Annotated in this window: 7 protein-coding genes; all 7 read left to right on the top strand. The window is 53.1% G+C overall.

Annotated features, from left to right (window positions below; genetic code table 11):
• The first annotated feature begins 278 nt into the window (after positions 1 to 278).
• The 7 genes from QPM17_RS21430 to QPM17_RS21400 all read left to right on the top strand — a co-directional run bounded on the left by QPM17_RS21430 (position 279) and on the right by QPM17_RS21400 (position 11,152).
• The gene (locus tag QPM17_RS21430) at positions 279 to 1,460 is read left to right on the top strand and encodes a tyrosine-type recombinase/integrase (protein WP_285393733.1); all 1,182 of its coding nucleotides are present in this window, start codon (positions 279 to 281) and stop codon (positions 1,458 to 1,460) included.
• Between the two features lie 171 nt (positions 1,461 to 1,631).
• Positions 1,632 to 3,050: an IS1380 family transposase gene (locus tag QPM17_RS21425; RefSeq protein WP_285393735.1), complete on the top strand. Its 1,419-nt coding sequence runs from the start codon at positions 1,632 to 1,634 to the stop codon at positions 3,048 to 3,050.
• 566 nt (positions 3,051 to 3,616) lie between these two features.
• The gene (locus QPM17_RS21420; protein ID WP_285393731.1) at positions 3,617 to 4,261 is read left to right on the top strand and encodes a DUF2201 family putative metallopeptidase; all 645 of its coding nucleotides are present in this window, start codon (positions 3,617 to 3,619) and stop codon (positions 4,259 to 4,261) included.
• 41 nt (positions 4,262 to 4,302) lie between these two features.
• On the top strand, positions 4,303 to 5,328 hold the full coding sequence (locus QPM17_RS21415) for a helix-turn-helix transcriptional regulator (RefSeq protein WP_285393729.1): 1,026 nt from the start codon (positions 4,303 to 4,305) through the stop codon (positions 5,326 to 5,328).
• 179 nt (positions 5,329 to 5,507) lie between these two features.
• Positions 5,508 to 7,292 (top strand): dynamin family protein, encoded by a 1,785-nt coding sequence (locus tag QPM17_RS21410; RefSeq protein ID WP_285393727.1) that lies wholly within the window; start codon positions 5,508 to 5,510, stop codon positions 7,290 to 7,292.
• Positions 7,293 to 9,578, top strand: coding sequence for a dynamin family protein (locus QPM17_RS21405; protein ID WP_285393725.1), 2,286 nt, complete (start codon positions 7,293 to 7,295; stop codon positions 9,576 to 9,578).
• Complete coding sequence (locus tag QPM17_RS21400; RefSeq protein ID WP_285393724.1) at positions 9,575 to 11,152, top strand: dynamin family protein; 1,578 nt, start codon at positions 9,575 to 9,577, stop codon at positions 11,150 to 11,152. The genes QPM17_RS21405 and QPM17_RS21400 overlap by 4 nt, the downstream gene beginning before the upstream one ends.
• Positions 11,153 to 11,171: the final 19 nt, after the last annotated feature.

Below are 11,171 nucleotides of genomic sequence, written 5' to 3'. Positions count from 1 at the left end.
GCCGGGTTGGGACAGGCCCCCTAGCAGCCGATGGAAGCCAACTGACGCTTGGGCTAGGTGACTACAAAAAAAGCCGCTGAAATCAGCGGCTTTTCATATTCTGTGGCGGAGGGGGAGTCCGTTATCTTAGATTCCCACGATGTCCTGATAGCTCTACACACCCATTTGATATCATGCACTTGTATTGCATCAACGTCTCGCAAGGTCTATCGTAATCCTATCATCTTGGGGGACTATTTGGGGGACCACCCTTCCCCTGCCATGGAGAAAGGGCAGCGATGGCAATACACAAACTCAGTCCACGCAAGGTCGCCACAGCAGGGCCTGGCAAGCATGAGGATGGCGGCGGCCTTCGTCTGGTAGTCTCAGGGGGCGGAGCAAAGAAGTGGGTGCTCCGATTTACGCTGAAGGGCAAGCGCCGTGAGATGGGGCTGGGAAGCTTCCCTGACACCGGCCTGGCTGATGCTCGTCGCAAGGCTGAGCATTATCGTCGTCTCGCCAAGGACGGAGCCGACCCGATTCAGGCACGAGATGCAGAACAGCAAGAGACCTCTACGCCAACCTTCACGAGTTGCGCTGCTCGGTACATCCAATCCCACCGGCGCAGTTGGCGCAATGCGAAGCACGCTCGACAGTGGGTCAGCACGCTGAAAGCGTATGCTCGCCCGGTAATTGGCAATATGCCGGTGGACGAGATCGACACCCAAGATATCGTATCGATTCTCAATCCTATCTGGATATCGAAGACAGAAACAGCCAAACGGGTACAGGGGCGAATCGAAAACGTCCTGGACTATGCCGCAGCTCACAAGTACCGCGATGAATCCAATCCTGCGCGATGGCGCGGCCACTTGGACAAGCTGCTGGCCAAGCCCTCCCGGGTCAAGAAGGTCAGCCACCACCCTGCTATGCCATACGATGAAGTTGCTGCCTTCATGGCTGATCTTAAGGGCTATACCAGCATTTCCTCCAAGGCGCTGCAGTTCCTGATCCTGACAGCGACAAGGACTTCGGAAGTACTGCGCACGGAGTGGCAGGAAATCGACCTCGAGAACGCAACCTGGACGATACCAGCAGAGCGCATGAAAGCGCGCCGGGAGCATAGGGTTCCGCTACCCACCCAGGCAGTGTCACTGCTTTCCGACCTGCCGCGGTTGCAGGGTAATCCTTACGTTTTCCCTGGAGCACGGCTCGGCAGACCCCTGTCGAACATGGCGATGCTGCAACTGATGCGCGGCATGGGGTATGGCGTCGGTGGCGAGCGTGGCGACTACGTACCCCACGGCTTCCGATCGAGCTTTCGCGACTGGTCAGGTGAGGTTTCCAGCTATCCGCGGGATGTCGCCGAAATGGCACTGGCCCACACTATCGAGAACAAGGTGGAGGCCGCGTACCGACGAGGCGACCTGTTCGAGAAGCGTCGGGCGATGATGCAGGAGTGGGCTGATTATATTGCTTGAACTCCTTCCTACGCTCCACGCGATACATAGTTACCGAGGAATCACAAGCACAGGATGCCCTTCCTAGGCATACCGAATCGTCGTAACAGCGTGCCGAGCCATGAACCCGGCTTATTCATGAGGGCGGCCTGAAAACGAAGATGGCGAGTGGTTTTCTCTTGTAGAATCAAACTGTTCCTGGCAGAACACGATTCAAGAGGACCACTCGCCATGGGTGAAACCCTAACGGCCTGGTCGCCCTCGTGCAACGGCTCTGTCCGTGTCGAGCTGAGCGGCCAACGCACCACCAGCGACAGCGGCGCTCTGCTGCTGCGTGAAGCCCTCGACAACAGCGGCGTGATCGAGGCGCTGGAAGACAATCTGGTCGACTTCCGTAACCCGCTACGCATCCGCCACTCGCTGGCCAGTCAGCTGCGCACCTTGGTGCTGCAACGGGCGATGGGCTGGATCGATCTCAGCGATACCGACACCCTGAGCCGTGACCCGCTCTGGCAGTTGGTCTGCAGCGATGCGCGCGGGATGACGCCCCTGGCCCAGGATCGGCCGTCTCAAGCCACGCTGTCGCGGCTGCTGAGCTGCCTTGGCCGAAACGACAACATCGATGCCGTGCACGAAGGCCTGCTGCGGCTGGTGGTCTGGCGCCTGGCCTCGCTGAAGAACGGTGAGTGCCCCAAGCAGCTGACGCTGGACATCGACGGCCTGCCGATCGAGGTGCATGGCCACCAAGGCGGGTCGGCCTATCATGGCCTTTACGGAGCCCGCATTTACTCCCCGCTGGTCGCCTCGCTGGCCGAAACAGGCGACATGGTGGGCGGCCTGCTGCGAGAGGGCAACGCCGGCCCAGCCGAGAATGCCGACACCTGGATCCCGCATCTGGTGCGGCGACTCAATGAGAGCACCGGCGCCCAGGTTCGCGTGCGCATCGACGCCGGTTTCACCGACAACGCGACGCTGGAGGCCCTGGAAGATCGCGACATCGAGTACCTGGGCCGGCTGCGTAGTCACACCGGCCTGCAGAAGCGGGCGGCGCCACTCCTAAAGCGGCCACCCGGCCGGCCACCCGAGCAGCCTCGCGAGTGGTGCCACGACCTGGAGTACCAAGCGGGTACCTGGCCGGCACCGCGTCGCGTGGTATTGGTGGTGCAAGAGCGCCCCGATGATCTTCTGCTGCATGCCTTCTTCCTGGTCACCAACCTCGGCAAGTTCGACTGGCCGCCTGAGAAGATTCTGGCGCTCTACCGCAAGCGCGGCAGCGCCGAGGCGCACATGGGCGAGGTGAAGTCGGCGCTCGACGTGCACCTCTCGTCGACGGATCGCGGTGCCTCCACCGTCCAGGACGTGATGGCCCGCAACGAGGTGAGCCTGCTGCTCAGCCTCTACGCCTACCAGGTCCTGCATGGCCTGCGCTGTCTGCTGGAGCGGCAGACCCGGCAAGGCTGGAGCCTCAGCCGGATGCGCGAGCAGGTGCTGAAGGTCGCCGCCACGCTGAGGCTGCACGCTCGGCGAATCACCGTTCATCTGGGTGCCGCCGCCGACAAGTGGTGGCCGACGCTGCTGAAGGGGCTGCCGAAGCTGACCGCACTGAGCTGACGCTCCTGCGAGACCACCACAACATCAGAAAGCGAGCGACTGGAGCAGGGGTCGACGATAACATCTGATTGGACGGTCGCAATTGATTCCAAAGAGCTATAAGGAAGCGGGAAAAGGCAGCGCTCAAGAATTACTCAACGGCTACTCGCGCTGAAGAGGCCGATCCTGGTAAGCATTGCCACCAGCCAGGACCTTCAGACCGCTCAATCAGCATCCTCGTGAATGAGGCGGGATGAACAAATGACTTAGTACGCGCAACCGCGTACGGCGCTTATGGTGACCCCCCTCTTCCCCGCGATGCAGGTATCTTGCCCCTGGGCTATTGGGCAAACCAGAAGTGCAAAAAAGTAGGCTCCACTGCATATGAACCATGCCGAAGGCACCTCCTCGATCACAGATCCATTACGAAACAAGGAAATCACTAGCCAATGCAGGCAGCAAGAGACTGTTGCTACTCACTAACCCAACATAGCCCTAGAAGCCACGGCTACGTTTTACAATGATGCGACAAGAATCGTCGCTACCCGGTGCGATAGTGAGGCAAGCGCACTTGCCAGGAGACTATCATGACGCACCCACACTCGACCCTTTCCGTGGAGCCAAGGACTCAGCCGCATGATGACCAGCAACTAGACAGATGGCTCACTGATCGAGCGCGATGGCAACAAGGCCAACCACTGACCTGGGCCCTGGCCGCTCACCTGCCCCTGATTGAAGATACAAAACTCGATACGGCTGCCACGGACGGTGCCGCCATACGTTTCAACCCGCTCTGGAGTGCCGGCCTGGATGATGCGACCCGGTGCTACATGCAAGCTCATCTGGTATGGCATTGTGCAGCCGGACATTTTCTTCCGGTTCCGGTCCCCGATTGTCATCGCTGGCATCTGGCCTGCGACCATGAAGCCAATGCCGTACTGCTGTTGCTGGGTATCGCTCTACCCGGCAAGGCTGCTTTCTTCCCTGCCTGCATTGGCAAGCCACTGACCGAAATTCACGAATGGCTAAAGTTTCACCCCCGTTTGGCCGAAGAGGACTTTATTGACCGATTGGAGCCCACCGCCAAGGATCGTACGGAGTGCGCCCAGGCGTGGGCGAAAAGAGTCGATTCACTGCTGGCGATACCCGAGATCGCCTCGGCGAACAGCACACGGAAGGCGCTTTGGTTGATCCAGCGCATAGGGGACCTTCGTATGCAGCGGTTAGGCTGACGAAGGCCAGTACGAGAAAGAGCCAACCCACAAGGGCCATCATGTCCGAGAGCCGCGACACCCTGTTTCGCTTCTTGACCATGCTTCAACTGATACCGCGCTACCCGGGCCGAATCAGTACGCCGGTACTGCTGGAAAAGCTGCGAGAGCGTGGTTTCATCATCGACAACCGTTCCCTGCAGCGCGACCTGCGGGGCCGGATCTCGCAATACTTTCCTCTGAGCTGCGACGATAGCAAGAAGCCCTATCGCTGGTTCTTCGACCGCGACTACCACTGCAACCTGCCGGCCCTCGACGTACCGAGCGCGCTGACCCTCGTGCTGGCCGAAGAGTACCTGAAAGGGTTGCTACCGCCGGTGGTGATCGGACAGCTTACTCCTCACTTACAGAGCGCCCGGCAACTGCTCGATGAGGTGCAGCGCAACGGACTCAGCCAGTGGGCCAAGCGCGTGCGCGCGATACCCAACGGCAAGGCACTGATACCCGCCCGACTCGGAGAGGTTATCTGGCAAACCGTCGCCCAGGCGCTGCTGGAACAACGAGCGCTGGACGTGACCTACCTGTCGCGCAGTCGGGAAGAGCACAAGATTTTCACGCTTCACCCGCAGGGCCTGGTGAGCCGCCACAGCGTGACCTACCTGCTCGCCACCGTGAACGACTTTGAAGATATTCGTCAGTTCGCCCTGCAGCGCATTGAAGCCGCTGACTTCAGCGACACGCCGTGGCAAGAATCCACGGGCTTCAACCTGGACGAATACATCCGCGGTGGGGCCTTCGGCTACCCGCAGAACACGGATGACGTCCGGCTAATCGCCCACGTCGAGCCCCAGGTCGCCTGGCTGCTGACGGTGACACCGCTGGCCGAAGAGCAGACCTTAACGCCGTTTCCCGACAGCGACTGGCAACGCCTGGAAGCCGTAGTGCCGGACGATCAGCAGACGCTGTGGTGGTTGAGAGGGATGGGAGCGAGTGTGACGGTCATCGAGCCCAAGGCATGGCGTGATGACATGCGGGCCACCGCCGAGAAGATATTAGCGCAGCTCGACCAAGAACCGGTAAGTTCTTGAGAATCCCAAGCGCACGGCTTTCCATAAGCTAAAGGCAGAACAAAGGTCACCAATATCAGCGTTTCAACATCAATTACATTTGAGACTTACAAACCACAGATAAAAATAACTAAGCTTATTCGCCGCCGAAAATATTGACTAGTGCGGTGCAAATCACACCAAGGAAGAAGGCGATATAAATGCTTAACATTCAGACCAGTTACGCCCGTTACCTCACCGAAGCCACTAATGCGCTGGCACACACGCCTGTTTCGGTCGAAAGGTTAGAAGAAATTAAATCTCAATTAATCCAGGAAGAGCTTATTATTCCAGTCATTGGCGTATTTAGCTCAGGAAAAAGTACAGCGCTTAACACTCTGCTGGGACGGCCTACACTACCCGTCGATATTTCTCCCGAGACCGACCTGGCTACCGAACTGCGCGCAAGCAGTGATGAACGCGTTGAAGCCATACGTAGCGATGGCAGCATAGTCAAATTCAAGCTCGAAGAAATGGAGGCTATTAAGCCTCGAGTCGACGAGTTTTCTCACTTGGTGCTGTATATCGATAGCGACGTTTTACGCCGACTAAGTCCCTTGGTATTGGTCGATATGCCAGGATTCGACTCAACCCTTGCCAACCATAACAAAGCGATAAGTCGTTACATAGGCAATGGCGCGCACTATCTAGTGTTAATTAGTGCCGAAGAAGGAACAATTACCAAATCGCTTCAGCGACATTTACGTGACATCAACCAACTAGAACAATCCTTCTCCTTCATAGTCAGCAAAGCTAATCTTAAGCCTCAAGATGAGCTGGCGGATATCTTAGCGCGCGTCCAAGATCAGGCTAGCCTACTTTTCGGCGAGGAGATAACTGTTAGCGCAATGGGGCAAGATGATCAGGAAGAACTGGCCACACGATTGCGAGAGATAGATCCAGAAAATCTCTACGAGCGCATTCATGGCCGATCGATGAAGGACCTTCACCTAGACCTGAGCGGCACTCTGGGGCTATCTATCGCAGGACTTCAACAAGGCGCTGATGACTGTGACGACACAATTCAGGAGATGCAACTTACACTGGAAAAAATTGTTTCCAAGCGAGACAGCATCCTTTCAGAGGTTCAGTCTCGCCACTCAGACGCTAGCATTCACCGCTGTATCCATGCTGTGGAAACTGAGCTCAGCCAGGCGATTCACGAGCTTACAGACACAGCCATGTCCGGAGACAGGAAAGCCGTAGGGTTAGTGGTTTCAGATATCACTCGAAGCGTATTATTGAGCGAAATAAAACGCGAAATGAATGAAATCAACAGCACGGTTGTCGATAAACTAACAACGGAAGTGAATGAGCTTTACATTAAACTAAACGGTTTTGAAATTGGTGAAGACTGGCTTGCAGATTTTGCCGAAAGAGTTCAGAGTGGCACACAACGACTGTCCACCTCTATCCAGTCATTTTCGGAAAAAATGAGTGAGAAAAACGCCCATCCTGCAAGTCAAGGTGATGTAAACCATAATAATTCAGTCAATGGAAGCAACAATGAGAACAAGGACAAAACCACTCGAAACATTCATCTCTACAGAGCACTGACTACCACTCTAGCAGTAACAACCAGCATTGTTATACCACTCATAGAGCTTGTGATTATTTTCCTTCCAGAACTCCTATCAGGGCTGATGCGGAAACGACAGCGAGAGGAACTCAGAAGACAAATAACTAGCCAACTCATCCCGGGAGTCAAGCGGCAATTGCAGGCTAAATTACCGGAAATTTATAATGATCAAGTCGAAAGTCTTGTTGAAAATATATCAGCCACTTTCGAGAATAAGATCAAGGAGCATCAGCTTACTCTCAGCAAGGTAACTCTGGAGCAACGCGATAACAAGAGTGACATCTTGAGCCAAGTTGAGCACCTTACAAGCGTACAGCAAAAGATCCAACGTCTTGCTAGCCAACACCTCTACCGGGAGGCCATTTAGATGCAAAAAGAGCAGCTAATTCAACGCGCCCGCAAGCTTGAAGAGATACTGGCTCGCAATACGGTGATATTGGGCACGGAGGCAAATATGCTGCGTGCTGAGCATGGCGTAGAAAGTGCCGATGCACTTGAACAAGCATTCTCTTCAATAGAGGAGCAAGAACGCCTGATGCAAGTAGGTATTATCGGGCGCGTTAAAGCCGGAAAATCTTCACTGCTAAACGCTCTCTTCTTCGATGGTAAATCGGTACTCCCCAAAGCAGCTACACCTATGACAGCAGCACTTACCACTATGACCTATGGTGAGGAACTATTAGCTGAAGTGGAGTATTATTCGCAGGATGATTTGGAGGCCATCCGGCTCCAGGCGGAAGAATACGAAAGGCGGTTCGAAGAGGAAAGGCAACGACAAGAAAGGGAGTTGCTGAAGGCAGAGCAAAGGCGAACACAGGAATGGCCAGCCAAGGCGGGTGCTTCTGATATACAGCCACCGCCTGAAATAATGGAAAAGATACGGGTCAGATCTCTGAAATTGGCACGAAAAATCACACAAGAAAATGAACTATTGACAGCAGCTCACGACCAATACAACAGAATTCGAAATAGCGGCGTGGAGACGGTTGGAACAAGCACATCAGCGAGGCTTAAGGCAAAGGATCTCAAGAGCCTTAAGGCAACCTTGGGTGACTATGTGGGTGCTGAAGGTGCATATATGCCTTTTACCAAGAGCGTGCACCTTTACTTACCCCTTGAAAGCCTCAAGGACATAAGGGTTATAGACACCCCCGGGCTGAATGACCCCATTGTTTCCCGCGAAAGACGGACTAACGAACTTCTGATGCATTGTGATGTTGTTTTTATCGTCAGTCCGGCGGGACAGTGCCTGAATGCCACAGACATCGATCTAATGGGACGCATATCGACCAAGGAAGGTGTACATGAGCTTTATCTGGTGGCGAGTCAGGTTGACAATGTATTATATGGCAGTGACACCAAAATGGCTGATATCGGTGATGCTCTCGCCAAAGTAACCTGTCGTCTCGGACGGCATGTCACAGATACTCTGCGTCAACTTAGGCAACAGAGTCCCGAAGTCGGCAGCACCTTTGACGCGTTAATTCAATATCCAGAAAAGCGGATTGTCAATGTCTCAGGTATGGCCCATGCACTTAGCCAAAGACTGGATGATAAAATTAACTGGGATAGCGCCGAGCAAAAATCATGGTCAAACCTTTTACAACATTATCCAGCTCACTTTAGCAACAATCTAGATGAGAGTGTAGGCAAGCAGCTAGAACGACTGGGCAATATTTCCAGACTGAGCGAAGTTCTTGAAGATGCTCGTCGCCAGAAGGATGCTATAATGGCAAGGCGCCGAGACGATCTGCTACGCGCCAAGACACATGCGATGACACGTTATCATGATGCCATTCTCAGCCAGGCGCGTGAAAATCAGACCACCCTGAAGCTTACTGATATAACCCAGCTTGCCGCAAAAAAATCAGAGCTCTCAACCATGAAAACTGAGTTGACCGAGCGTATGCGCAGCGATTTCGAAAGCGTTCGCCTCAAGCTCGTGGAAGACATGCGCGCTGATCTCACTGACACACTTGAAAGTCTTTATGAGACTGCCACCGCTAAGCAACAGAGCGCAGGAGGCACCGAAGAATACTCCTACGAACACGAAAAAGGTGGCTTATCGGTGGTTGCCAAGTTCTTATGGGGAGGCGGTACGGAATGGCGTACTGAATCAAGAGCGGTAGTAAATACTGCACCCGTTGCCAGCGCACTCAGCCACTACTTGACAAACGTTTCACAAAAGTTACATGAGCGTGCGCGTAAAACACGTCACGAATGGCGGAAAAACCTCTTTCAAGTGCTTGTAGACACCTACCGCCAAACGGTAGGTGACGAACAAGTCGATGCCACGCTTGCTAGACAAACTATCAACAACGTGGTGTATAGCATTCCTGTGCAGGAATTTAAAGTCGATGCCACTCTGCCTAACATGCTCCGCCCTCGTGGAAGGTTAAAAGGTACAGACGCGGAAAGTTATCAAGAAGAAGCAGAACGCTTTGTAACCAATCTCAAGATTCAACTAGATGGGTCCATCAAGAATTATATTGCCAATGTAGAAAGTAGCCTTCCTGCCGATATCGCTTCCACTTTTTACAAATCACTCGACGAACGTATCGAACGACTGCGACACGATATTGAAAACAAGGCAGAGTCGCTTGACCGTTTTGCCAGGCTGGTTGACGACCTAGCGGAGGCAAGGCAAGCATGAGCACCCTGATTCACGAAGAAACTCATGTACAACTTACCAAACTTGCGTCCTTATGGGTATGGCGCCGCAAGCCTATCGTCGAAGCAGTACAAGAATCGCTGTCGGCTGCCGAAAAGAAGTACGAGCTACAGTCAAACGCCCTGAGTGCCACCCAGGAACGTTGTGGACAACTAAACGAACTTTGTCGAAAGTTCGTGGCCACACAGAGTTATCAGGAAACTGAAGCCACCCGACGCGAGATAAACCATAACAAAACAATTGAGCAAGTGCATAACTTGCAAAAGAGAAACCACCAGCTTCAACAAGATTACGAAAAATTAACTACCAAGCATGGATTGATTACCCGTCTACTTAGTGCAATTCCTCAGGAAAACAATGGGTTAAAGCAGTTCAAGAAACTTTTCGAAGAGGAATTCATGCGGTTCGCGAATCAAGTTACTTCTTTACCCAATGAAGCTTTGGCAGTTATAGAGTTGCAAGGTATTGGTAAAGAACTAGCTTTGATCGCGGGTTTTCCAGGGATACACAGCAAAAACATTCTTGCTGTTTCTGGCGGCTTTAGTAGCGGAAAATCGGAATTCGTCAACAGCTTTATTCAAGATTCTGAATTTCGTCTAGCCGTTGGTCTTAATCCGGTAACTGCTATTCCTACATATGTCTCCGGCGCTACCAACTCTAGCATTCAAGCCTATTCTAAACAAGGGGGATCCGTACCACTCACTATCAAAGAATTTGATGCCATTACCCACGACTTCGTACGGACCTTCCCCTTCGATTTAAAAACTGTAATGCCCTATATATCAGTGGGGACTCAACTGGGTGAAAACGGACTAGAACACATCTGTTTCATCGATACTCCTGGGTACGACCCCGCCGACACCGGTGGCTTTACTCAGCATGATCGTGAAACTGCTTTACAATACGTCACACAGTCCAACGCCGTACTTTGGGTGATTGGTCTCGACGTAAATGGTACCGTCCCCGCTCCCGATCTGGAGTTTATTCACGAACTAAACAACATCTCGAAAAAAGAAATTTACATAATAGCCAATAAAGCAGATTTAAAAGCAGAAGATGATATACAAGACATACTTGAGGAAATAGAGAGCGTTTTCGAATATGAGCAAATAGACGTTTGTGGCATCAGCGCTTACAGCTCTGTCTTGGGGCAGGAGCTATGCTACCGGAGACTCTCGCTCATGGACTATCTGGATGTGAAAAATCGCGCTGTAGAAATGAAAAATCAACTTATCATACAAGTCAGGAGCGTTTTCAAAAGGTATCGAAAAGCAATAGAATCAGATATTGAGCACTCTGCCAAAGTACAACTTGGCTTTCGCTCACTTCATCTTGATATATTGGAGTCCGGTGACGAAGAACTGTTTCTACGCATGGGAGAACGCTTCGAGGAGCTACGGCGTGACCTATCAGCCCCCGCCCACCAAGACCATTTGTTGCTTTCTAGTGAGCTGGAAGAGAAAATGGTTGAAGCAATAGATCTAACGTTCGAGGCCATAGGAAGCCGTGGCAGTCAGACTGTGCCCGTCTTGCAACCATCCCAATTGCAAGTATAGCCACGCCGAAGCTTCGACC

The organism is Marinobacter azerbaijanicus (genome assembly GCF_030250645.1).
Lineage (GTDB): Bacteria > Pseudomonadota > Gammaproteobacteria > Pseudomonadales > Oleiphilaceae > Marinobacter > Marinobacter azerbaijanicus.
This window is presented reverse-complemented; position numbering and strand designations above follow the sequence as displayed.

What these genes read in the sequence shown, in the direction of transcription:
- QPM17_RS21430 (WP_285393733.1), top strand. Translation starts at nt 279, where the DNA reads ATGGCAATACACAAACTCAGTCCACGCAAGGTCGCCACAGCAGGGCCT.
- QPM17_RS21420 (WP_285393731.1), top strand. Translation starts at nt 3,617, where the DNA reads ATGACGCACCCACACTCGACCCTTTCCGTGGAGCCAAGGACTCAGCCG.
- QPM17_RS21415 (WP_285393729.1), top strand. Translation starts at nt 4,303, where the DNA reads ATGTCCGAGAGCCGCGACACCCTGTTTCGCTTCTTGACCATGCTTCAA.
- QPM17_RS21410 (WP_285393727.1), top strand. Translation starts at nt 5,508, where the DNA reads ATGCTTAACATTCAGACCAGTTACGCCCGTTACCTCACCGAAGCCACT.
- QPM17_RS21405 (WP_285393725.1), top strand. Translation starts at nt 7,293, where the DNA reads ATGCAAAAAGAGCAGCTAATTCAACGCGCCCGCAAGCTTGAAGAGATA.
- QPM17_RS21400 (WP_285393724.1), top strand. Translation starts at nt 9,575, where the DNA reads ATGAGCACCCTGATTCACGAAGAAACTCATGTACAACTTACCAAACTT.